The organism is Pseudomonas sp. LARHCG127, assembly GCF_052871455.1.
This window is the reverse complement of the sequence record NZ_JBIXJT010000002.1, coordinates 27212-50506: the sequence shown is the minus strand read 5'-3', so window position 1 is coordinate 50506 and position 23295 is coordinate 27212. Positions and strand designations below refer to the sequence as shown.

The window sequence follows — 23295 nt, the reverse complement described above, 5'->3', positions numbered from 1 at the left end:
GCTGCGGCATTCAACCATTACTCCCACCGTAATGATCCGCCGCTGAGCTTGATTGATGCCCACGCCACAACACTTCTAAGGTGAGCTCCACGACAGCGAACCCGTGGAGTGGTCATGACAACAACAATATCCCCCGACTCGCGCTGGACGCGGCGGCGCAGCGAGAAGCAGCGGCGTCTCGGGCTGGTGAAGGGGCTTGCCGACGGTGTGGTGCTGCCCACCGACAAGATCGTCGCGGCGCTGGAGGCGTTGATCCTGCCCGGCGACCGTGTGGTGCTGGAAGGGAACAACCAGAAGCAGGCGGACTTCCTGTCCCGCTCCCTGGCGAAAGTCGACCCTTCGAAGCTGCATGACCTGCACATGATCATGCCCAGCGTCGGTCGTTCCGAGCACTTGGACCTGTTCGAACGCGGCATCGCCCGCAAGCTCGATTTTTCTTTCGCCGGTACCCAGAGCCTGCGCATCAGCCAGTTGCTGGAAGATGGCCTGCTGGAAATCGGTGCGATCCACACCTACATCGAATTGTATGCCCGGCTGGTGGTGGACCTGATTCCCAACGTCGTGCTCTCGGCCGGTTTCATGGCCGACCGCGCCGGCAATATCTACACCGGCCCCAGCACCGAAGACACACCGGCGCTGATCGAACCGGCGGCCTTCAGCGACGGCATCGTTATCGTCCAGGTCAATCAGTTGGTAGACGATGTCAGCGATTTGCCGCGAGTCGATATCCCGGCGTCCTGGGTGGATTTCGTGGTGGTGGCCGACAAACCGTTCTACATCGAACCGTTGTTCACTCGCGACCCTCGCCATATCAAGCCTGTGCATGTGCTGATGGCGATGATGGCGATCCGTGGGATCTACGAAAAACACAACGTCCAGTCCCTCAATCACGGCATTGGTTTCAACACCGCCGCCATCGAATTGATCTTGCCGACCTACGGCGAATCCCTTGGTTTGAAAGGCAAGATCTGCCGCAACTGGACCCTCAATCCGCACCCGACGCTGATCCCGGCCATCGAGAGCGGCTGGGTCGAAAGCGTGCATTGCTTCGGCACCGAGTTGGGCATGGAAAATTACATCGCCGCGCGCCCCGACGTGTTCTTCACCGGCCATGACGGTTCGCTGCGCTCCAACCGCATGGTCTGCCAACTGGCGGGGCAGTACGCGGTGGACCTGTTCATCGGCGCCACCCTGCAAGTGGACGGCGACGGCCACTCCTCCACGGTGACCCGCGGTCGACTGGCCGGCTTCGGCGGTGCGCCGAACATGGGCCATGACCCCCGCGGTCGCCGTCATGGCACGTCGGCCTGGCTCGACATGCGCCACAGCGATGGCGAGGCACCGTTGCTCGAACGCGGCAAGAAGCTGGTGGTGCAGATGGTCGAGACGTTCCAGGAGGGCGGCAAGCCCACCTTCGTCGACACCCTCGACGCGGTGGACGTGGCGAAGAAAGCCGGCATGCCCCTGGCGCCGATCATGATCTACGGCGATGACGTCACCCACCTGCTCACCGAAGAGGGCATCGCCTATCTGTATAAGGCCCGCTCCCTGGAAGAGCGCCAGGCGATGATCGCCGCCGTGGCCGGCGTCACTGCCATCGGCCTGCGCCATGACCCGAAAGACACCGCACGCATGCGCCGCGAAGGGCTGATCGCCTTGCCCGAAGACCTCGGCATCCGCCGCACCGACGCCACTCGCGAGCTGCTCGCGGCCAAGAGCGTGGCCGATCTGGTGGAATGGTCTGGTGGCCTCTACAACCCGCCCGCCAAGTTCAGGAGCTGGTAAATGCGCGCCCTTAATCTGCAACCCAAGACGTTATCCCTGGCTGAACGTTTGGCCGATCTGGCGGTGGACGCGCTGATCGACGAAGCCGACCTCTCACCCAAACCGGCCCTGGTGGACCGGCGCGGCAGCGGCGCCCACACCGACCTGCACCTGGGCCTGATGCACGCCTCGGCACTGTCGCTGTGGCCGGCCTTCAAGGAAATGGCCGAGGCCGCCCTCGACTGCGGCAAGATCGGTTTGCCATTGCGCGAGGCCCTCGGCCGGATCGGCCGAGAAGGTGAAGCCGCGATGCTTGTTACCACGGGCGGCGTCAATACGCATCGTGGTGCGATCTGGGCCTTGGGCTTGCTCGTCGCGGCGGCGGCGCTGGAGCCTGAATCCAACGTCGCGGGCGCCGTCACGCTACGTGCCGCCCGCCTGGCCTTGCTCACCGACCGTTATGCGCCCCAGCCCTTGAGCCACGGCGCCCAGGTCGCCCAGCGCTACGGCGTGCGCGGCGCCCGGGAAGAAGCGCAACTGGCGTTCCCGGCGGTGACGGGCCTGGGCTTGCCGCAACTCAAGCGCAGCCGCGCGGCGGGGGTGGGCGAGCAGAACGCTCGCCTGGATGCCTTGCTGGCGATCATGACAACACTGGCCGACACCTGCGTGCTTTACCGCGCCGGCGAAGCGGGTCTGCAAGCCATGCAGCAGGGTGCCAAAGCGGTGCTCGACGTCGGTGGCAGTGCGAGCCTGGGCGGCCGTCGCCAATTGCATGCGCTGGACCAACAACTGATTGCCTTGAACGCCTCGCCCGGCGGCGCTGCCGACCTGCTCGCCGCCTGCCTGTTCCTCGATCGCATCGAGCGCGGCGATGGCTTCTTCCCAGGAGTGTGCTGATGGAAACCTTATCCTTTGAATTCCCCGCCGGGCAGCCGCCACGGGGCAGGGCGCTGGTGGGCTGTGTCGGCTCGGGCGATCTGGAAGTGCTCATCGAGCCTGGCCTGGCGGGCAAGCTGACCATCCAGGTGCAGACCTCGGTCAATGGCAGCGAGCAGCGCTGGCGGCATCTGTTTGCCCGGATGTTCGACGGTCAGACACCGGCCGCGATGAGCATCGACATCCATGATTTCGGCGCCACCCCCGGCGTGGTGCGCCTGCGTCTGGAACAAGGCTTCGAGGAGATCGGCCATGACTGACAGCGCAGCGTTGCTCAACAAGCACAGCTTCGTCGAACTCGGCGCCCGGCAACGGGCCAAGGCCTTGCTCGATGCTGGTACGTTCCGCGAATTGCTCGACCCGTTCCAGCGGATCATGTCACCGTGGCTGTTGCGCCAAGGCGTGGTGCCGCAAAGCGACGACGGCGTAGTGATCGCCAAGGGCATGCTCGATGGCCTGCCCGTGGTGATCGCCGCTATCGAAGGGGCGTTCCAGGGGGGCAGCCTCGGCGAAGTCGGCGGGGCGAAAATTGCCGGTGCGTTGGAATTGGCGGCGCAGGACAACCGCAAAGGCATTCCGACCCGCGCCGTGTTGCTGCTGGAAACCGGCGGCGTGCGGTTGCAGGAAGCCAACCTCGGGCTTGCGGCGATTGCCGAGATTCACTCGGCGATAGTCGATCTGCGCCAGTACCAGCCAGTGGTGGGTGTGGTCGCCGGCAGCGTCGGTTGCTTTGGCGGCATGTCCATTGCCGCCGGGCTGTGCAGCTATCTGCTGGTGACCCGGGAAGCACGGCTGGGCCTGAACGGTCCGCAAGTGATCGAACAGGAAGCCGGCCTCGACGAATACGACTCCCGCGACCGGCCCTTCATCTGGAGCCTGACCGGCGGTGAGCAGCGTTTCGCCACCGGACTGGTGGACCGTTACGCGGCCGACGATGTAACGCAGATCCGCCAGCAGGTCAGCCAGTTGCTGCACCTGGGCGTGCCCGCGCAGCACCGCAGTGGCCAGGCCGAACTGTTCCTGCAACGCCTGGCCCGTTTGGACACCGACGTGCAAATCGAACCGGAAGCGGTTCGCCAGCTGTACCAGGGAGAACGCCCATGAGTGCTTATTCGTTGAGAGGCTTGCGCTGGTTCGAGGCCTTGAGTGGTGGTGCCAGGACGGTGCAAGGTTTACCCGCTTCGTTGAAAGTCGCCGATGTCAGCCTGGGCGAACAAACCGTGCGCCTGCTGGCGGTGGTGGCCGATCCCGATAACCGTTTTCCTCGGGCGCGCAATGGCGAAGTCGGCTTGCTGGAAGGGTGGGGCCTGGCCAAGGCGGTGGATGACGCCATCGACGCCGACCGCGATGCGGTCAACAAGCGTGCGCTGATCGCCATTGTCGACGTACCGAGCCAGGCCTATGGCCGGCGCGAAGAAGCGCTGGGCATTCACCAGGCCCTGGCCGGCGCCGCCGACAGTTACGCCCGCGCCCGGTTGGCCGGGCATCCGGTGATTGGCTTGCTGGTGGGCAAGGCGATGTCGGGGGCGTTCCTGGCCCACGGCTACCAGGCCAACCGGTTGATTGCCCTGCGCGACCCGGGCGTGATGGTCCACGCCATGGGCAAGGCTTCGGCGGCGCGGGTGACCTTGCGCAGTGTCGAGGAGCTTGAAGCGCTGGCTGCCAGCGTGCCGCCGATGGCCTATGACATCGACAGCTTTGCCAGCCTGGGATTGCTGTGGGAAACCTTGTCGGTGGAGCAGATCGAACAGCCCTCGGCGAGTGATCTGGCCCGAGTCACCGCTTGCCTGAAACATGCGATCAATGATGTCGCCGCGGCGCCCCGCGACTTGAGCAGCCGCCTCGGTGCGACCCATCGGGCGGCCTCCAGCACGGTTCGCCAATTGTTGAGCGCGCAGTGGTGAATACGTACATGGCCCATGACCTGCTCTGGGGGATGACCCCGGAGCAAGTGCCTGCGGATGCGCCGGCATGGGTGGTTGAATCGATGGCCGCCGGTCAACCGGTGGTGGTTCGGCGCTCGCTGACGGCACCGGATCGAATCGCGATCGGCGTGCGCGGGCGCTTGCGCGAGCAGCGTTATGCAACGTCGATGTCGGTCGCGGCGATTTCCCGTTGCGTCAGGCCGGAAGACCTCTGCCACGTCGAGTCGACTCGCGACCTGCCGGCCCTGCACACGCTGGCCCGCCTGCGCCCGCTGCTCGATGCCAGCGGCTGGGCCTGGGGTGTCAGCGGCAGCGCCGGGTTCGAACTCGCCACCGGTGTCGAGGCACTGCATGAGCGCAGCGACCTGGATCTGATTTTGCGCACGCCGCAGTGCCTGGATCGGCTCCAGGCCAAGGAGTTGCTGGCGCTACTGGAGGCTTCGGTATGCGCCGTGGACATGCAGTTGCAAACCCCTTGCGGCGCCGTGGCCTTGCGCGAATGGGCGGGCTCGTCCCGTCGGGTCTTGCTCAAGGATGATGTCCGGGCCCGGCTGGTGAGCGATCCCTGGCAGCCTTCGTTGGAGCAGGTCGCGTGAGCAGCCTCTTCGTCTTTCCCGGCCAGGGTGCGCAGCGCGTGGGCATGCTCCATGGGGTGGCGCCGTGGATCTTGGACGAGGCAGGTGCTGTGCTCGGTGAAGACGTCTTGCGGCTGGACAGCGCTGAAGCCTTGCAATCGACCCGCGCCGTGCAGCTGTGCCTGCTGATCGCCGGCGTGGCGGCGGCCCGTCGATTGCTGGAACAGGTTCCCGCGCCTGACTATGTGGCGGGACTGTCCATCGGTGCGTATCCGGCGGCAGTAGTGGCCGGGGCGCTGGCTTTCGAGGATGCGTTGCGACTGGTCAGCCTGCGCGGCGAACTGATGCAGCAGGCCTACCCGCAAGGCTACGGCATGACGGCGATCATCGGCCTGGACCTCGCGATGGTGGAAGCCTTGCTGGCCCAGGTGCACAGTGAAACAACGCCGGTCTACCTGGCCAATATCAATGCCGATAACCAAGTGGTCATTGCCGGTAGCGACGGCGCCATGGGCCTGGTTGCCGAAAAGGCTCGGAGCCTAGGCGCTGGCAAGGCTTGCCGGTTGGCGGTGAGCGTGCCGTCCCATTGCCCGTTGCTGGAAGCGCCGGCACGGACGTTGGCCGAGGCGTTTGCCGAGGTGCCGTTGAAAGCGCCTGTCCTGGGCTATCTCAGCGGCAGCCGCGCCCGGCCAGTGATCAAGGTCGAGGCCTTGCGCGACGACCTGGCCTTCAACATGTGCCGCGTCGTCGATTGGCGCGGCACGGTGCAAAGCGCCTACGAACGAGGCGTGCGGCTGCAGATCGAACTGCCGCCCGGTGCGGTGCTCAGCGCCCTGGCGCGCCGGGTGTTCGACCAGGGCTCTGTCATGGCTTATGACGGTGCCCGGCTCGATACCTTGCAAGCGCTGTTGCGTGAGGAGGGAAACCGCCAACCCTAGACCACCGACTCAAGCTGGCGAAGCACAAAAACAACAACTTCGACGATGCATTTTGAGGACTACGACAATGATTATTTACGGTGTGGCGTTCCTGGCCTTTTGTACCCTGGCGGGTATTTTCATCGGTGAGCTGCTGGGCAAGCTGATTGGCGTGCCGGCCAACGTCGGCGGCGTCGGCATTGCGATGCTGCTGTTGATCGGCCTGGGCAGTTACCTGAACAAACGCGGCCTGTTCACGGGCAAATCCGAGGCCGGCGTGGAATTCTGGAGCGCGGTCTACATCCCCATCGTGGTCGCGATGGCGGCACAGCAAAACGTCTACGGTGCGCTCAAGGGCGGGCCGATGGCGATCCTGGCCGGGACCCTCGCGGTGGTGATTGCCTTTGCGTTGGTGCCGGTGCTGGTGCGCATTGGCAACAAAGGGCCTCAGGCCGACGTTTCCGTCAAGACGGTCGGGTGATTGCCATGTACGAATCCATGATGAAAGTCATCACCGGCTACGGCCTGATCAGCGGTTTTGCCATCGTCGGCATCACCATGTGGGTGTCCTACTGGATCAGCAACACGTTCACCAAAGGTCGCCTGCACGGCTCGGCCATCGCCATTCTGCTGGGACTGGTGCTTTCCTACATCGGCGGGGCCATGACCGGCGGGCAGAAGGGCGTGGTGGACATCCCGCTGCTGTCCGGGATTGGCTTGCTGGGCGGCGCCATGCTGCGGGACTTCGCCATCGTCGCCACGGCATTCGGCGTGAGTGTCGAGGAACTCAAGCGCGCCGGTTTCGTTGGAGTGCTGGCCTTGTTCGTCGGGGTCGGTACGTCGTTCATTGCCGGGGTTGGCGTGGCGATGGCCTTTGGTTATACCGATTCGGTGAGCCTGACCACCATCGGTGCGGGAGCCGTGACCTACATCGTCGGGCCGGTGACCGGGGCGGCGATTGGGGCCACTTCCGAGGTGATGGCCCTGTCCATTGCCGCCGGGTTGATCAAGGCGATCCTGGTGATGGTGGCGACACCGTTCGTGGCGCCGTACATCGGCCTCAACAACCCGCGTAGCGCGGTGATCTTCGGCGGGCTCATGGGTACTTCCAGTGGCGTGGCCGGTGGCCTGGCGGCGACCGATCCGAAGCTGGTGCCGTATGGCTGTCTGACGGCGGCGTTCTATACCGCCCTTGGGTGCTTGCTCGGGCCTTCGCTGTTGTTCCTGATTATGCGGGGGTTGATGGGGTAGGGCTTGAATCCTTATTGAAAGGACTGTCGCCATCGCGAGCAAGCTCGCTCCCACAGTTGACCGCATGTCCCTGTGGGAGCGAGCTTGCTCGCGATTGGGGGCAACCGGGTTTCAAGCCTGACGATTGGCATACATCCGGCACTCCGCCAGCAACGCCAGCAGGTTCGGATCGCGCTCCTTGGCCTTGAGGAACACCACGCCAATGTGCTGCTGCAACCGGTACTTTTCCTGCAACGGGATCAGCTTCACCCGGTTTTCATACACCGCCGCAATCCGGCCTGGCAGCAAAGCGTAGCCCACCCCGGAACTGACCATGCTCAGCAGGGTGAAGATGTCGTTGACCTGCATCGCCACCTTCGGCTCGAAGCCCGCCTGCTTGAACACCCGTACACCGTCCTGATGCGTGGCGAAGCCCTGGGTCAGGGTGATGAACGTCTCGTCGCGGACCTCGGCCAAGTCGACTTCGCTGCGCTGGGCAAAGGGCGAGTCGGCCGGCGTGGCGAGGAAGATGTCATCGGAAAACAGCGCGATCTGCTCGCAATCCGGGTCGTTGACGCTGTCGTCCAGGGACACCAGGATCGCATCGACTTCCATGTTCTTGAGCTTGTACAGCAGGTCGATGTTGGAGCCCATGATCAGGTCGATATTGAGTTCGCTGCGGCGGATCTTCAGGCCCATGATCAATTGCGGCACGGTCTTGACCGTCAGCGAATACAGCGAGCCGAGCTTGAAGCGCTCGGCGGAGAAGCCGGCGGCTTCGCGGGTCAGGCGCACGCTTTCGACCACGTCCTGGATCAGCTTCTGCGCCCGTTCCTCCAGTACATAGGCGCTTTCCAGCGGCGTGAGGTTGCGGCCTTCGTGCTTGAACAACGGGCAGCGCAGGGCGCTTTCCAGCGAATGGATGGCCCGGTGCACGCTGACGTTGCTGGTCTGCAACTCGGCCGCCGCCCGCGCCAGGTTGCCGGTGCGCATGAAGGCCAGGAACACCTCGAGTTTCTTCAGGGTCAATTCTTCGTCGATCAGCATGGGGCGGACTCTTATTCGTATGGCCCGATTGTGCCCCAATCGACTTTTTTTGGAGGGTTAATCTGTGGCGAGGGGATTTATCCCCGCTGGGCTGCGCAGCAGCCCCAAATCCTGTCACCTCGGGGTGTCAGGCTGATCGCATTCAGGTGTATTGGGGCCGCTTCGCAGCCCAGCGGGGATAAATCCCCTCGCCACAAGGTATGTCTCCAGGTTTAAAAAGCAAACCATTGCACTTTCACGCGCCAGGCCTGAGCCTGGCCCCCTGTTTCTAAATGTGAGGTGGTAGTGGATGTATCACGGGGAACGACTCAACGCCTGGACGCACCTGGTGGGGGCGGTCGCGGCGTTTATCGGCGCGGTGTGGTTGCTGGTGATCGCCGGGATGGCGGGCGATCCCTGGAAGATCGTCAGCGTGGCGATCTACGGGTTCACCTTGCTGGTGCTGTACAGCGCTTCGACGGTCTACCACAGCGTGCGCGGGCGCAAAAAAGAAATCATGCAGAAGGTCGATCACTTTTCGATCTACCTGTTGATTGCCGGCAGCTACACCCCGTTCTGCCTGGTGACCCTGCGCGGGCCGTGGGGCTGGACGTTGTTCGGGATCGTCTGGGGGCTGGCCGTGATTGGGATCCTGCAGGAAATCAAGCCGCGTTCCGAAGCGCGGATCCTGTCGATCGTGATCTACGCCGTGATGGGCTGGATCGTGCTGGTGGCGGTCAAACCCCTGCTGGCGGCCCTGGGCGGCAGCGGGTTCGCCTGGTTGGCCTCGGGCGGCGTGCTGTACACCGTTGGCATCATCTTTTTCGCCCTCGACCACCGGCTGCGCCACGCCCATGGCATCTGGCACTTGTTTGTCATGGCCGGCAGTCTGCTGCACTTCGTGGCGATTCTGTTCTACGTGCTCTGAGCGGCGGCGAACAGGCGATCCAGTTGCGCCTGGGCCTGGCTGGCAACAATCTCCAGCAACGCGCCGAGGGTATGCACCGGGGCCTCGTCGGCTCGGGTCACGGCGTACAGCGAAATGGGCAGCGGTGGCGACAATGGCCGGATGGCCGTGCGGGTGCTCGAAGCGCCGAGCGCCGTGAACGGATCGATCACCGCCAGCCCGGCGCCGGACTCGACCATGGCCCGGGCCAGTGAATAGGTCTGTACGGCGATGCTGATGCGCGGCGGCGGTTCCACGGCCTTGAGATAGCCGTCCAGCTTGGCGGAAAGCGGATCGGCACTGGACAGGCCGATCAACGGTGCGCCGGCCAGGGCCTGCAACGGCATCGGCTGGCCCACCTGCGCTTCGGGCCAATGACCGCTCGGCGCCAGGGCGACCAATACGCCGCTGGCCAGGGCCTGGGCCTTGAGTCCCGGATGATCGGGCGGTTGCAGGGTCAGGGCCACGTCGATTTCGCGCATCAGCAGGTTCTGCGTCAGTTCGCGGCTGTGGGCGCTGGACAACTCGCAGACGATGTCCGGGTAGCGTCGGGTCCATTGATGGATCGCCGCCGGCAATAGCGACAAGGCCAGGGCCGGTGTCGCGCCGATCCGCAGGCTGTGGCCCGGCTCGCGGCGCAGGCTCTGGGCGAGACGCCGGACACCTTGCAGGCTCTCGCTGACCTTGTCGACTTCGCGCTCCAGCTCCAACGCTTCGGGGGTGGCCTGCAACTTGCCGCGCACCCGCAGGAATAACGCAAACCCCAATTGCTGCTCGGCATGCTGCAGTACTTTGGTCACCGCCGGTTGCGAAACGTGCAGCAGTTGGGCCGCACCACTGATGGAGCCGGTCTGGCGGATGGCCTGGAAAATCTCGATATGACGAAGGCGCATGGCAAGCCCATAACCTTTGTTTATAGGGGCCCCATCTTTATTCATTGTTCGCGGCCTGTCACCTGGTCCTAACCTGAAGCCATTCAAAACAGATGTGAGACGGACATGGCTCAGCGGGTTTGCATCATCGGCGGTGGCGTGGTGGGGCTGGCGACGGCTTATGCGCTGGTGCGCGACGGCATCGACGTGACGGTGGTGGAGGCCCGGGAGACCTTGGGCAGCGAAACCAGTTTCGCCAACGGTGGCCAGCTGTCCTATCGCTATGTCGCTCCGCTGGCGGATGCCGGCGTGCCCTGGCAGGCCTTGGGCTGGATGCTGCGCGGTGACTCGCCGCTCAAGCTGCGGCCACGCCTGGACCCGGCGCAGTGGCGCTGGATGGCTGCGTTCATTGGCGCGTGCCGGACTTCGGTCAATCGGCGCAACGGCGCCCACCTGCTGCGCCTGGCGCTGTTGAGCCAGGCGACCTTGCAGGGCTGGCGCGAGCAGGACCACCTCGACGGCTTCGAGTGGCGGCGCAACGGCAAGCTGGTGACGTTTCGCGACGCCGGGCATTTCCGGCGCGCGCGGCAGGGGTTGGCGGACAGTGCCTCTCAGCAGATGCTTGGCCCCGCCGAGTGCGCGATCCTGGAACCGGCCCTGGCCGGCGTGCCGTATGTAGGCGGGATCTACACACCGGATGAGGAGGTCGCCGATTGCCATGGGTTCTGCCAGCAATTGGCGGCACGTTTGCGCGCTTCGGGGCGCTGCGAGTTCGTGTTGGGGCAGCCGGTCAGCGCCATCGAACACGCCAATGGCGCGGTGCAGGCCATCGTGCTGGACGGGCAGCGGCTGCCGGTGGAGCACCTGGTGATCGCTGCCGGCCACCGCAGCGCCGCGCTCGCCTTGCCCGGCGTGCGGATGCCGCTGTATCCGCTCAAGGGCTACAGCTTGACCGTGCCCATTGGTCCCGAGCATCAGGCGCCGGAGTTGAGCATCACCGACTACGACCGCAAGGTCGTCTATGCGCGGATCGGCGAACAATTGCGAATCGCGGCGATGGTCGACATCGTCGGCTTCGACCCGACACCGGACCCCAAGCGCCTGGCCTTGATCAAGCGCCAGGCCCTGGAAACTTTTCCCCAGGCTGGGGATTATTCCCGTGCCATCGAATGGGCCGGCATGCGCCCGGCCACCCCCAGCGGCGTGCCGCTGATCGGCGCCACCGGCTACCGTAACCTGTGGCTCAACCTGGGCCATGGGGCCCTGGGTTTTACCCTGGCGTGTGGCAGCGCTCGCGTGCTCAGCGAGCTGATCCGCCAGCACACACCTTCCATCGACTTGCAGGGCCTGACGCCCCGCGCCGCCTGACTTACCCAACGGAGAATAACAATGCAAAAAATCACGTTGATCGGCTGCACTCTGAGCCTGCTATTGAGCGCCCCGGCTTTTGCCAATGAGGCGCCAGCGGCGGGCACGCTGGGCAAGATCGCTAGCAGCGAGACCATCACCCTGGGCTATCGCGACGCCTCGGTGCCGTTTTCCTATGTCGCGGATAACAGCGGCAAACCGATGGGTTATTCGGTGGAACTGGCGGGCAAGATCGTCGAGCGCATCAAGCAGCAACTGGCATTGCCGCAACTGAACGTGAAGTACAACCTGGTCACCTCCCAGACCCGCATTCCACTGGTGCAGAACGGCACCGTGGACCTGGAGTGCGGCTCCACCGGGGTGACAGCCGAGCGGCAGAAGCAAGTGGCGTTTTCCTATGGTTTTATCTACGTGAAGGGCCAGTTGCTGACGGCCAGGGACAGCGGCATTCGCAGTTTCGCCGACCTGCGTGGCAAGAACGTGGTGACCACCGCCGGCACCACCAATGAACGCTTCCTGAAAAGCTACAACCAGGACAACAAGGCCGACATGTTCATCATCAGCGCCAAGGACCACGGCGAGTCCTTCCAGATGCTCGAGACCGGCCGGGCGGCGGCGTTCTACATGGACGATGCGCTGCTCTACGGCGAACGGGCCAAGGCCCGCGACCCGCACAAGTGGGTGGTGGTGGGGCAGGAGCAATCGCGGGAAATCTACAGCTGCATGGTGCGCAAGGACGATCCGCAATTCCTGGCGCTGGTCAACGCGACCCTGGCCGATTTGTACAAGTCGGGGGAAATCAACGAGATCTACGATCGCTGGTTCCAGAAACCGATTCCACCCAAGGGCCTGAACCTGGAGTTTCCGATGACCAGCGAGTTGAAGGCGATCATTGCCAAGCCGACGAGTGAGCCGGTGCAATAGGCCGTCCAGACATCCACGATGCCCTGTGGGAGTGAGCTTGCTCGCGATAGCGCCGGATCAGTCGGCATCGATATTGACTGACCCACCGCCATCGCGAGCAAGCTCGCTCCCACAGGAGATGTATCTGATTTCAGAAATCCCCCCACAACTGCTGCGCCACCGCCAACGCCACTACCGGCGCGGTTTCGGTGCGCAGCACGCGGGGGCCGAGGCGGGCGGCGTGGTAGCCGGCGGCTTTGGCCTGCTCGACCTCGGCATCCGACAAGCCGCCCTCGGGGCCGATCAGGAAGGCCAGTGTGGACGGTTTGTCATGGCCGACCAGCGGCTCGGCCACCGGGTGCAGTACCAGTTTCAGTTCGGCCTCGGCCTGCTTCAACCAGTCCGCCAGCAACAGCGGCGGGTGGATCACCGGCACGGTCGATCGCCCGCACTGTTCGCAGGCGCTGATCGCCACCTGGCGCCAGTGCAGCAAGCGCTTGTCGGCGCGCTCGTCCTTGAGGCGCACTTCGCAGCGCTCGCTGAAAATCGGCGTGATCTCGCTGACCCCCAATTCCGTGGCCTTCTGGATCGCCCAGTCCATGCGCTCGCCCCGGGACAGGCCCTGGCCGAGGTGAATACGCAGCGGCGATTCAGGCTGTCCGGCGAATTGCTCGTCCAGTTGCACCCGCACGCGTTTCTTGCCGACTTCGGCCAGGGTGCCGCGAAACTCCTGGCCGGAGCCGTCGAACACCTGCACCGCATCGCCCTCGGCCATGCGCAGCACCCGGCCTATGTAGTGGGCCTGGGCCTCAGGCAGCTCGTGATCGCCGAGGCTCAGGGGGGCATCGATGAAGAAGCGGGACAGTCTCATGTTTTGTTCTCTATTGAATCTGAATTCGCCATTGCTGCGAGGGAGCTTTTGTGGCGAGGGTGCTTGCTCCCGCTCGATTGCGCAGCAATCGCCAGGAGGGGCCGCTTCGCAGCCAGCGGGAGCAAGCTCCCTCGCCACAGAGAAATTTGTCGTCAGCCCGGATCGCGATAACCCGGGTGAAAGTCCTTCGGCACCGCCACGCTGACCTTGTCCCGGGTGGCGATGTCGATGCCTTCGCTGGCCACTTCGGCGAGGAAGTCGATCTGCTCCGGGGTGATGACATACGGCGGCAGGAAATACACCACGCTGCCCAGCGGTCGCAACAATGCACCGCGCTCCAGGGCATGCTGGAACACGGCCAGGCCGCGGCGTTCCTGCCATGGATAAGCAGTCTTGCTGGCCTTGTCCTTGACCATCTCGATGGCCAGCACCATGCCGGTCTGGCGAACCTCGGCGACGTTCGGATGGTCGGCCAGGTGGGCGGTCGCGCTGGCCATGCGTTGGGCCAGGGCTCGGTTGTTTTCGATGACGTTGTCGTCTTCGAAGATATCCAGCGTCGCCAGGGCCGCCGCGCAGGCCAGCGGGTTGCCCGTGTAGCTGTGGGAATGCAGGAAGGCGCGCAAGGTCGGGTAGTCGTCGTAGAACGCGCTGTAGACCTCGTCGGTGGTCACGCACGCCGCCAGCGGCAGGTAACCGCCGGTCAGGGCCTTGGACAGGCAGAGGAAATCCGGGGTGATGCCGGCCTGTTCACAGGCAAACATCGTCCCGGTGCGGCCGAAGCCGACGGCGATTTCGTCGTGGATCAGGTGCACCCCATAGCGGTCGCAGGCCTCGCGCAGCAGCTTCAGGTACACCGGGTGGTACATGCGCATGCCGCCAGCGCCCTGGATCAGCGGCTCGACGATCACCGCCGCCACCGTGTCGTGGTGCTCGGCCAGGGTCTGCTCCATGGCGGCGAACATATTCCGCGAATGCTCCTCCCAACCCATGCCTTCGGGGCGGTGGTAGCAGTCGGGGCTCGGCACCTTGATCGTGTCCAGCAGCAACGCCTTGTAGGTTTCGGTGAACAACGGCACGTCGCCCACCGACATCGCCGCGATGGTTTCGCCGTGGTAACTGTTGCTCAGGGTGACGAAGCGCTTCTTGTCCGGCTGGCCGCGATTGATCCAGTAGTGGAAGCTCATCTTCATCGCCACTTCGATGCAGGACGAACCGTTATCGGCGTAGAAGCACCGGGTCAGGCCCTCGGGCGTCATCTTCACCAGGCGTTCGGACAGCTCGATCACCGGCTGGTGGCTGAAGCCGGCAAGGATCACATGCTCCAGTTGATCGACCTGGTCCTTGATGCGCTGGTTGATGCGCGGGTTGGCGTGGCCGAACACGTTGACCCACCAGGAACTGACGGCATCGAGGTAGCGCTTGCCTTCGAAATCTTCCAGCCACACGCCTTCACCGCGCTTGATGGGGATCAGGGGCAGCTGTTCGTGGTCTTTCATCTGGGTGCAGGGATGCCACAGCACCGCGAGGTCGCGTTGCATCCACTGGTTATTCAGGCCCATGTACAGTCTCCTCGAGGCGGCTCGCGGCGGGCGCGGGCAAAACAATCGCGCAAGCCTATGCAATGGCGGCCGTGGGGACAACCCATTGTGTCATTCGCGCTACTTTGAGCCAGGCGATAGACGTCGCTGGCGGCGTTTTGATGGCTGACGTATTCTTCGCCGTTCCCTGGGCCGACTGGCTCGAAAAATCGCGAGCCGCCTGGCTCGAAGCTGAAATTTCCTAGGTTTTAATCCGGAGTTCGTTGAATGTCTGCTGGTTGGCTGCGCGCCTGTGCGCTGGTGATGATAGGGCTGTTCAGCGTTTCGGCGCTGGCCAAGGACAAGCAACCGACGGCCATCGTCATCGGCGGCGGGTTGGCCGGACTGACGGCGGCCTACGAGCTGCAAAACAAGGGCTGGGCCGTGACCCTGCTGGAAGCCAAGCCGAGCCTGGGTGGCCGCTCGGGCATGGCCACCAGCGAGTGGATCGGCAACGAAAAGACCCAGCCGGTGCTGAACAAGTACGTCTCCACCTTCAAGCTGAGCACCACGCCGGCCCCGGAATTCGTGCGGACCCCCAGCTACCTGATCGACGGTACGTATTTCACCGCCGCGGACCTGGCGACCAAGCAGCCGGCCACCGCCGAAGCCCTCAAGCGCTACGAAACCACCCTGGACGACCTGGCGCGCTCCATCGATGACCCGCAGAACCCAGCGGCCACCAACACCTTGCATGCGCTGGACCAGATCACCGTGTCCAACTGGCTCGACCGCCTGCAATTGCCAGCCACGGCCCGTCAGTTGGTGAATCAGGAAATTCGCACGCGCTACGACGAGCCTTCGCGCCTGTCGCTGCTGTATTTCGCTCAGCAGAACCGTGTCTATCGCGGCGTGTCCGACCGCGACCTGCGGGCCTCGCGCTTGCTCGGTGGCAGTCCGGTCCTGGCCCAGGCGTTCGTCAAGCAACTGAAAACCATCAAGACCAACTCGCCCGTGTCGGCCATCTCCCAGGACAAGGACGGCGTGACCGTCAAGGTCGGCAGCGTCGGCTACCAGGCTGACTACGTGGTGCTGGCGGTGCCATTGCGGGCCCTGAACAAGATCCAGCTGACCCCGGCCCTGGATGCCCAGCATCAAGGTGCGATCAAAGGCACCAACTACGGCTGGCGCGACCAGATCATGCTCAAGTTCAAAACCCCGGTCTGGGACAGCAAGGCGCGCATGTCGGGTGAGATCTACAGCAACACCGGCCTGGGCATGATGTGGATCGAGCCGGCCATGAAGGGCGGCGCCAACGTTGTCATCAACCTGTCCGGCGACAACGCCCGGGTGATGCAGGCCTTCGGCGACAAGCAGATGGTCGACCAGGTGCTGATCCGCCTGCACGCATTTTATCCACAGGCCCGTGGCGCGTTCACCGGCTATGAGATCCGCCGCTACAGCACCGACCCGTCCATGGGCGGCGCCTACCTGGCCTTTGGCCCCGGTCAGATCAGCAAGTACTGGCGCCTGTGGGAAAAACCGTTGCAGCGCGTAGCCTTTGCCGGTGAACACACCGACACCTTGTACCCAGGCACCCTGGAAGGCGCGTTGCGCAGCGGCGAGCGGGCAGCCAGCCAGGTCCAAGATCTGGCGGCCGGCAAGTCGTTCGAACCGGCCAAGGTAGCACCAGTTGCCGCAGCGGCGGCCGGTGCGGTGGCGGCGAAGAAGGGCAACTTCTTCAGCAACCTGTTTGGCGGTTCGGATGACGACAAGAAACCCGAGCCGGTGAAGGCGCCAGAGCCGGTAGCACCGCCGCCAGCTCCAACGCCTGCCCCAGCACCGGCCCCGGTGGAACCTCCCGCGCCGGCCCCGGCGAAGGTTGAGCCCGCCAAGAAAGCAGCGGCCAAACCTGCGGCGAAAAAACCAGCCGCCAAGGCCCCGGCTAAAAAAGCCCCGGCCAAGGCTCCGGTGAAAAAGGCCGAGCCGGTGAAGAAGCCAGCCGTCAAACCGGCGACGGCTACTGAGACCAAGGCTCAGTAACGGTCAGGTGGAAAGAGCGCGGCACAAAGGCCGAATGCTGTTCACTTAAGGCAGTCGACAAACCTGTGGCGAGGGAGCTTGCTCCCGCTGGGTCGCGAAGCGTCCCTGTTTTGGGGCTGCTGCGCAGCCCAGCGGGAGCAAGCTCCCTCGCCACGGCTTGCTGACGTCCTACACGCCTCGGTGATATATCGGAAACTTCCCACCCTTTAACCGGAAGCAGGCGATAGAGCGCATCAAGTCATGAGACTAGGCTCTCCAAAAAAACAGGAGCGCGTATGAAAATACTCATGGCGATGGTCGTATTGGTTTCGATGTATGGGTGTGTGTATGGTGAATGTCGGGATCCTCTGATGATCCCGATGGTTCCAGAACGAGGCCCTCAGTCGGCGTACAAGTGCACGTTTGACCCATACAAGCCTGAATGCTCGGTGAACTGATAATTCAAGGTCATGAAAGCTGAGCGAACATGAACCTAATAACGGCTTTAATGCTATTGGCAGAATTCGGTGTCAGTGGTTGCACTGCTGATGGTCGTTTGGTGCTGAAAAAGCACGACCCTCAATTAACTTATAGATGTGACATGGATCCTTACAGGCCTGAGTGCGTCAATAAGTAAGCAAACTCGCTACCAAACGATTGCAAGGTGTCAGATGCTGCCCCACGCTGGCTCGCAAGCCCGCTCGCGATGACGGCTTCCAGCCGAGCTGATCTCCTGGTTCCCCCTCGCCATTACGCAGCGCATTCGCTTTAATCTTTCCTTAACCCACCGCCTCCAGACTGATGATCGTATTTCTCGATATTTCAAAGCGAAATTTTCCGCTTTAAATCGATAGATAAGTCGCTAGTCTTGAGCGCAGTTTTTACAGGATATGAGCAATGCAGCTTCGCAACTCTTCTTCTCGTTATGGCTGGGTCAGCATCGTTTCCCACTGGGCCGTTGCCCTGGCGGTGTACGGGTTGTTCGCCCTGGGCCTGTGGATGGTTGGCCTGGATTACTACAGCACCTGGCGCAAAGACGCGCCGGACCTGCACAAGAGCATCGGCCTGGTGCTGCTGGCGGTCATGCTGCTGCGAGTGATCTGGCGTTTTGTCAGCCCGCCGCCACCGACCCTGGAAACCTACGGACGCCTGACTCGCGTCAGTGCCAAGCTTGGCCATGGCGCACTGTATCTCGGGCTGTTCGCCGTGATGATTGCCGGTTACCTGATTTCCACCGCAGACGGTGTCGGGATTCCGGTGTTTGGCCTGTTTGAAGTACCCGCGCTGGTGTCCGGACTGCCCGATCAGGCAGACGTCGCCGGCCAGATCCATTTTTACCTGGCATGGGCGTTGGTAATTTTTTCCGGCCTTCATGCGTTGGCAGCATTGAAACACCACTTTATCGACCGTGACGCGACCCTCAAGCGAATGCTGGGGCGCGAAGCCTGATGTTCAACCTTGACTCCAAAGGAATAGAAAGCATGTTGAAAAAGACGCTCGCCGCCCTGGCAATCGGTTCTGCCCTGCTGTCCGCCGGCCAGGCCATGGCTGCCGACTACGTGGTCGACAAGGAAGGCCAGCACGCCTTCGTCGACTTCAAGATCAGCCACCTGGGCTATAGCTACATCACGGGTACCTTCAAGGACATCGACGGCAAGTTCAGTTTCGATGCCGCCAAGCCTGAAGCCAGCAAGATCGAGTTCAACGTCAACACCGCCAGCGTGTTCACCAATCACGCCGAGCGTGACAAGCACATCGCCAGCGCTGACTTCTTGAATGCCAGCAAATTCGGCAAGGCCACGTTCGTGTCCACCAGCGTCAAGTCCACCGGCGAAAACACGGCCGATGTGACCGGTGACCTGACCCTGCTGGGCGTGACCAAGCCGGTTGTGGTCAAGGCGACTTTCCTGGGTGAAGGCAAGGATCCGTGGGGCGGCTACCGTGCCGGCTTCGAAGGCACCACTACCATCAAGCGTTCCGACTTCGGCAAGCAGAAAGACCTGGGACCAAAATCCGACGCGGTCGAACTGTACGTCTCGTTCGAAGGTGTCAAAGCGAAGTAACTTTCGCGCCTGACAAAAAAACGCCCCTGGTCTTGCGATCAGGGGCGTTTTTTATTGCGCGGATTCCGGTGTCACAGAAGACCCTGTGGGAGCGAGCTTGCTCGCGATGGCGCCCTGCCTGTCAATTTCGATGTTGACTGATACACCGCTATCGCGAGCAAGCTCGCTCCCACATTTGGAATTGTGTTGGGCCAAAAAAATGCCCCGGGTCGCAAGGCCCGGGGCATTTCTCAAGGCTTGGAAAAACTCAACGATTGCGTGTCAGCAAGGCCGGTTTTTCACCCCGTGGGCGGCTTGGCAGTTGATCCAGCTGTTCAGGCGTCGGGAAACGATCGGCTTTCGATTCCTTGTGCATGATCTTCGGCTGGTTGCTGCGCGGGTTCTGCACGGCGGGTTCCTGGCGAGGCTGGTCGTCACGGGCCGGGCGGCGCGGGCGGGTGTCGTCGCGGCGGGCTTGACCGTCACGGGGGGCACCGTTGCGTGGACCGTTGCGCTTGGCCGGTGGCGTGCCGGTGGAAGAGCCGTTGCTGTTGCGCGGACCGTTCTGGCGACCTTGTGGCTGGCCGGTGCGCGGAGCGCCTGCACCGGTGCCCTGTGCCGGGGCACCTGGGCGGCGACCGCGGCCTTGGGCCGGTTTCTGCTGAGGCACGTAGTCGACGCGGTTACCGAAGTTATCCACATCGTCATCCAGGAACTCGTCCGGAGCACGATCGGCTGCGGCACGCGGTGCTGGGCGCTGCTGTTCACGGGCCGGAGTGCCTTCGCGAGGCTTTTGCTCGCGGGCAGGGCGTTCGCCGCGGCCATTGCTGTTGCTGGCCGATTTTTCCTTGCCCTTGTCCTTGCCTTTGTCTTTGCGACCGCCGCCGCCACCGCCGCCATTCGGGCCGTCGCCGCGTGGGCCGCGGGCGTTGCGTGGATTGCGCACGTCTGGACGTTCGCGCACTTCAGGCTTCTCGGCCTCGATGGTGCTGGCATCAAAGCCCATCAGGTCGCCGTCGGCGATTTTCTGCTTGGTCATGCGCTCGATGCTTTTGAGCAGTTTTTCTTCGTCCGGCGCGACCAGGGAAATCGCCTCGCCGGAACGACCGGCCCGGCCGGTACGGCCGATACGGTGCACGTAATCTTCATCGACGTTCGGCAGCTCGAAGTTGACCACGTGGGGCAACTGGTCAATGTCCAGGCCACGGGCCGCGATGTCGGTGGCCACGAGGATGCGCACTTCGCCGGCCTTGAAATCGGCCAGGGCCTTGGTGCGAGCGTTCTGGCTCTTGTTGCCATGGATCGCCACGGCCGGCAGGCCATGTTTGTCCAGGTACTCGGCCAGGCGGTTGGCGCCGTGCTTGGTGCGGGTGAAGACCAGGACCTGTTCCCAGGCGCCGGCGGTAATCAGGTGCGCCAGCAGGGCACGCTTGTGGCTGGCCGCCAGGCGGAACACGCGCTGCTCGATCCGCTCGACCGTGGTGTTCGGCGGCGTGACTTCGATGCGCTCCGGGTTGTGCAGCAGCTTGCCGGCCAGGTCGGTGATGTCCTTGGAGAACGTCGCTGAAAACAGCAGGTTCTGGCGCTTGGCAGGCAGGCGGGCGAGGACTTTCTTCACGTCATGGACAAAGCCCATGTCGAGCATGCGGTCGGCTTCGTCCAGCACGAGGATTTCGACGTGGGACAAATCGACGCTGCCCTGGCCGGCCAGGTCCAGCAGGCGACCGGGGCAGGCCACCAGTACATCGACGCCACGGGACATGGCCTGGACCTGGGGGTTCATGCCAACGCCGCCAAAAATGCAGGCGCTGACGAACTTCAGGTCGCGAGCGTAGATCTTGAAGCTCTCGTGTACCTGGGCCGCCAGTTCGCGGGTGGGGGTCAGGACCAGTACGCGCGGTTGGCGCGGGCCATGACGCTGGGATTTGTCTGGGTGACCGTTGGGAAACAACCGCTCCAGGATCGGAAGGGCGAAACCGCCGGTTTTGCCAGTACCTGTCTGCGCCGCGACCATCAAGTCGCGACCTTGCAACACGGCGGGAATGGCCCGCTGTTGCACCGGGGTAGGCTGGGTATAGCCGGCGGCTTCGATGGCGCCGACTAAAGCCTCGGAGAGACCGAGGGAAGCAAAGGACATGAGTAATCCTGTTTTAGTGAGGGCCTGGCCCAATGGGATAGTCTTGCCGGGCGCGAATGACGTTCAACAAAAAGACGTCATCCCGTCCGGTCCTGCCGGGCCTCGAAGGCGGGTCCGGACAAGGCTCGCGCGGGCTGTAGGCTGCGCTGTAGCGGTGTCGGGATGCCTTTTGCAAGACCGGGCGTCCGGGCGTGAGCCTGGCGGGAAGGCCGGAGTATAACAGAGCAAACGCCGCGCGCCGCTTTCCTGCTGCTCAACGGTTTATTTCAGCACTGGACTGGCTGGGTGAGCGGTCTTCGCCAGGGGGCCGGCGCCGTAGCGGGCGCTCAGTTCGGCATAGGCCGGTTCGCGCTTGAAACGCTTGAGTTCGGCACCGAAGCGTTGCACCAGCAAATCCATGCCGGCGTTGCGCCGCACCGCCAGGTATTGGCTTTGACGGCTCACCACCATAGGGTTTTCGGTGATCTGGTCGCCCAGTTGCATTTGTTCGAGCACATGGCGACCGACCCTGCGGTCGGTGATAAGCAAGTCGATCCGGCCCAGTTGCAACTTGCCGAAGTTGGCTTCGTGGGTGGGCGCCGCTTCACGTCTGAACCGGGGCGACTCACTGAAGGCCTGGCTGTACAGGTAGCCGGGCGAGGTACCAACCGTCAGGCCGGCCAGGTCATCGAGCGTGCGAAATGGGTGGGGCCGGGCGTTGGCGTAGAACATCACGAATTCCACGTCCGACAGCGGTTCGCTGGGATAAAGCAGCGTCGCATCGCGTTCATTGCTGTGGAAAATGTCCAGCGCGCCGTCCGCCAACCCCTGTTCGAGCATCGCCAGGCAACGCTTCCAGGGCAGAAACTGCCATTCCACGTCGATGCCCAGGCGCTTGAACACAATGGCCGTGGTTTCGTAGTCCAGGCCGAGCATCTTGCCGTTCTCTTCGTAGACATACGGGGCCCAGGGCTCGGTGACAATGCGCAACTTCTCGGCCTGAGCGGTCATGCTCAGGCACAAGAGAAAAAAGAAGGTCAGCAGCTGGACAATGACGGGCATGGCCTGAGGTTACGACGAGAACTCATCAAATAGCTAGAGCGCTCTGGCCTGCGCCTTGATTGCCTTTTGCTTGCCTTTGGTGCTCATTGAGGCCTCGTGGCATTCATCCGATGCGAACGCATTTGCTTGAGGCTGAGGAGCGCTGAATGGAAAAGGCCTTGGTTTTCGCCAAGGCCTCTTTGTACAACCGCATCAAGTCATTCAACGCGGCAGCTTGAGGTTGTTCCATACCGCGAGGCTGGGCTCGGCCTGGTTAAGGGTATAGAAATGCAGCCCCGGTGCGCCGCCTTGCAACAACCGTTCGCACATTTGCGTGATGACGTCCTCGCCGAAGCGTTGGATGCTCGAGGAATCGTCGCCATAGGCTTCCAGCTGCTTGCGGATCCAGCGTGGGATTTCCGCACCGCATGCGTCGGAGAAACGCGCCAGCTTGCTGTAGTTGGTGATCGGCATGATGCCCGGCACGACCGGAATATCGACGCCCAGCTTGCGGATACGTTCGACAAAGTAGAAGTAACTGTCGGCGTTAAAGAAGTATTGGGTAATCGCGCTGTTGGCGCCGGCATTGGCCTTGCGGACGAAATTGTTGAGATCGTCTTCAAAGTTACGCGCTTGCGGGTGCATCTCCGGGTACGCAGCCACTTCAATGTGGAAGTGATCGCCGGTTTCTTCGCGGATGAAGTTCACCAATTCGTTGGCGTGGCGCAGCTCGCCGCTGGCCATGCCCATGCCCGACGGCAGGTCGCCACGCAGGGCAACGATGCGCTTGATGCCAGCGGCCTTGTACTGGGTCAACAGGCTGCGCAGGTCGTCCTTGCTGTCGCCGACGCAGGACAGGTGCGGAGCGGCCGGGACTTTGACTTCGCTTTCGAGCTGCAACACGGTGTTCAGGGTGCGGTCACGGGTCGAACCGCCGGCGCCATAGGTGCAGGAGAAGAAGTCGGGGTTGTAGCGGGCCAACTGACGGGCAGTGGCGATCAGTTTTTCATGCCCAGCATCGGTCTTTGTCGGGAAGAACTCGAAGCTGTAGCGACGGTCTTGGGACATGGTCATATCCTTGGAAACTCGTAGGCCGGAGAGGCTTGCAGAGCCCCCTGTGGAGGCGGGCCAGTGTGGGAGCGAGCCTGCTCGCGATGCAGACACCTCGATCGGCCGGGCCGGCCGCGGGGGCGGCAATCGGGCGCCGGCGGGCGCCCCCCAAAG

Annotated in this window: 22 protein-coding genes; 15 read left to right on the top strand and 7 right to left on the bottom strand. The window is 63.2% G+C overall.

Annotated elements, in window-relative coordinates; translation table 11 throughout:
* Positions 1–114: 114 nt before the first annotated feature.
* From mdcA to madM, 9 genes are all read left to right on the top strand, one after another.
* Positions 115–1785, top strand: a complete 1671-nt coding sequence (gene mdcA / locus ACIPQ1_RS03615; RefSeq protein WP_446533616.1) for a malonate decarboxylase subunit alpha — start codon at positions 115–117, stop codon at positions 1783–1785.
* Entirely contained in the window at positions 1786–2661 is an 876-nt protein-coding gene (locus tag ACIPQ1_RS03610) for a triphosphoribosyl-dephospho-CoA synthase (RefSeq protein ID WP_411385871.1), read from the top strand.
* Positions 2661–2960, top strand: a complete 300-nt coding sequence (locus tag ACIPQ1_RS03605; protein WP_207966832.1) for a malonate decarboxylase subunit delta — start codon at positions 2661–2663, stop codon at positions 2958–2960. The genes ACIPQ1_RS03610 and ACIPQ1_RS03605 overlap by 1 nt, the downstream gene beginning before the upstream one ends.
* Positions 2953–3804: a biotin-independent malonate decarboxylase subunit beta gene (locus ACIPQ1_RS03600; RefSeq protein WP_411385869.1), complete on the top strand. Its 852-nt coding sequence runs from the start codon at positions 2953–2955 to the stop codon at positions 3802–3804. The genes ACIPQ1_RS03605 and ACIPQ1_RS03600 overlap by 8 nt, the downstream gene beginning before the upstream one ends.
* Positions 3801–4604: a biotin-independent malonate decarboxylase subunit gamma gene (gene mdcE, locus ACIPQ1_RS03595; protein ID WP_250963779.1), complete on the top strand. Its 804-nt coding sequence runs from the start codon at positions 3801–3803 to the stop codon at positions 4602–4604. Before ACIPQ1_RS03600 ends, mdcE begins: the two co-directional genes overlap by 4 nt.
* A complete protein-coding gene (locus ACIPQ1_RS03590; protein ID WP_446533615.1) occupies positions 4601–5221 on the top strand; it encodes a malonate decarboxylase holo-ACP synthase in 621 nt (206 codons plus the stop codon). The genes mdcE and ACIPQ1_RS03590 overlap by 4 nt, the downstream gene beginning before the upstream one ends.
* On the top strand, positions 5218–6138 hold the full coding sequence (gene mdcH, locus ACIPQ1_RS03585) for a malonate decarboxylase subunit epsilon (RefSeq protein ID WP_446533614.1): 921 nt from the start codon (positions 5218–5220) through the stop codon (positions 6136–6138). Before ACIPQ1_RS03590 ends, mdcH begins: the two co-directional genes overlap by 4 nt.
* Before the next feature lie 67 nt (positions 6139–6205).
* Positions 6206–6598, top strand: coding sequence for a malonate transporter subunit MadL (gene madL, locus ACIPQ1_RS03580; RefSeq protein WP_053126183.1), 393 nt, complete (start codon positions 6206–6208; stop codon positions 6596–6598).
* A 5-nt stretch (positions 6599–6603) separates the two neighbouring features.
* Complete coding sequence (gene madM / locus ACIPQ1_RS03575) at positions 6604–7368, top strand: malonate transporter subunit MadM (protein ID WP_186729218.1); 765 nt, start codon at positions 6604–6606, stop codon at positions 7366–7368.
* 111 nt (positions 7369–7479) lie between these two features.
* On the opposite strand, the gene ACIPQ1_RS03570 is transcribed toward madM, so the two are convergent.
* Positions 7480–8394: a LysR family transcriptional regulator gene (locus ACIPQ1_RS03570; RefSeq protein ID WP_446533613.1), complete on the bottom strand. Its 915-nt coding sequence runs from the start codon at positions 8392–8394 to the stop codon at positions 7480–7482.
* A 289-nt stretch (positions 8395–8683) separates the two neighbouring features.
* Between ACIPQ1_RS03570 and trhA the strand changes: the two genes are divergently transcribed.
* On the top strand, positions 8684–9301 hold the full coding sequence (gene trhA, locus ACIPQ1_RS03565; RefSeq protein WP_250963784.1) for a PAQR family membrane homeostasis protein TrhA: 618 nt from the start codon (positions 8684–8686) through the stop codon (positions 9299–9301).
* Here trhA and ACIPQ1_RS03560 read toward each other — a convergent pair.
* Positions 9289–10212 (bottom strand): LysR family transcriptional regulator, encoded by a 924-nt coding sequence (locus tag ACIPQ1_RS03560; RefSeq protein WP_446533612.1) that lies wholly within the window; start codon positions 10210–10212, stop codon positions 9289–9291. The two genes, trhA and ACIPQ1_RS03560, sit on opposite strands and share 13 nt — an antisense overlap.
* Positions 10213–10317: 105 nt before the next feature.
* On the opposite strand from ACIPQ1_RS03560, the gene ACIPQ1_RS03555 reads away from it, so the two are divergent.
* Together ACIPQ1_RS03555 and ACIPQ1_RS03550 are read left to right on the top strand one after the other, a co-directional pair.
* Positions 10318–11559, top strand: a complete 1242-nt coding sequence (locus tag ACIPQ1_RS03555) for a D-amino acid dehydrogenase (protein ID WP_411385867.1) — start codon at positions 10318–10320, stop codon at positions 11557–11559.
* A gap of 21 nt (positions 11560–11580) precedes the next feature.
* Complete coding sequence (locus tag ACIPQ1_RS03550; protein WP_411385866.1) at positions 11581–12483, top strand: transporter substrate-binding domain-containing protein; 903 nt, start codon at positions 11581–11583, stop codon at positions 12481–12483.
* Between the two features lie 130 nt (positions 12484–12613).
* Here ACIPQ1_RS03550 and ACIPQ1_RS03545 read toward each other — a convergent pair whose 3' ends face one another.
* Both ACIPQ1_RS03545 and ACIPQ1_RS03540 read right to left on the bottom strand, forming a co-directional pair.
* A complete protein-coding gene (locus ACIPQ1_RS03545) occupies positions 12614–13333 on the bottom strand; it encodes a 16S rRNA (uracil(1498)-N(3))-methyltransferase (RefSeq protein ID WP_446533611.1) in 720 nt (239 codons plus the stop codon).
* A gap of 152 nt (positions 13334–13485) precedes the next feature.
* Complete coding sequence (locus ACIPQ1_RS03540; RefSeq protein WP_446533610.1) at positions 13486–14892, bottom strand: adenosylmethionine--8-amino-7-oxononanoate transaminase; 1407 nt, start codon at positions 14890–14892, stop codon at positions 13486–13488.
* Between the two features lie 246 nt (positions 14893–15138).
* Here ACIPQ1_RS03540 and ACIPQ1_RS03535 point away from each other — a divergent pair, with 246 nt between their 5' ends.
* The 3 genes from ACIPQ1_RS03535 to ACIPQ1_RS03525 all read left to right on the top strand — a co-directional run bounded on the left by ACIPQ1_RS03535 (position 15139) and on the right by ACIPQ1_RS03525 (position 18935).
* The gene (locus ACIPQ1_RS03535; protein ID WP_411385864.1) at positions 15139–16893 is read left to right on the top strand and encodes a flavin monoamine oxidase family protein; all 1755 of its coding nucleotides are present in this window, start codon (positions 15139–15141) and stop codon (positions 16891–16893) included.
* A gap of 876 nt (positions 16894–17769) precedes the next feature.
* The gene (locus ACIPQ1_RS03530) at positions 17770–18321 is read left to right on the top strand and encodes a cytochrome b (RefSeq protein WP_411385863.1); all 552 of its coding nucleotides are present in this window, start codon (positions 17770–17772) and stop codon (positions 18319–18321) included.
* 32 nt (positions 18322–18353) lie between these two features.
* Complete coding sequence (locus tag ACIPQ1_RS03525; protein ID WP_207966847.1) at positions 18354–18935, top strand: YceI family protein; 582 nt, start codon at positions 18354–18356, stop codon at positions 18933–18935.
* Between the two features lie 247 nt (positions 18936–19182).
* On the opposite strand, the gene ACIPQ1_RS03520 is transcribed toward ACIPQ1_RS03525, so the two are convergent.
* From ACIPQ1_RS03520 to metF, 3 genes are all read right to left on the bottom strand, one after another.
* Entirely contained in the window at positions 19183–21051 is a 1869-nt protein-coding gene (locus ACIPQ1_RS03520; RefSeq protein ID WP_411385862.1) for a DEAD/DEAH box helicase, read from the bottom strand.
* 261 nt (positions 21052–21312) lie between these two features.
* Positions 21313–22092 carry a substrate-binding periplasmic protein gene (locus ACIPQ1_RS03515; protein WP_446533609.1) on the bottom strand — a complete coding sequence of 260 codons (780 nt, stop codon included), beginning with the start codon at positions 22090–22092 and terminating at the stop codon, positions 21313–21315.
* 201 nt (positions 22093–22293) lie between these two features.
* Positions 22294–23139 carry a methylenetetrahydrofolate reductase [NAD(P)H] gene (gene metF / locus ACIPQ1_RS03510; protein ID WP_411385861.1) on the bottom strand — a complete coding sequence of 282 codons (846 nt, stop codon included), beginning with the start codon at positions 23137–23139 and terminating at the stop codon, positions 22294–22296.
* Positions 23140–23295: the final 156 nt, after the last annotated feature.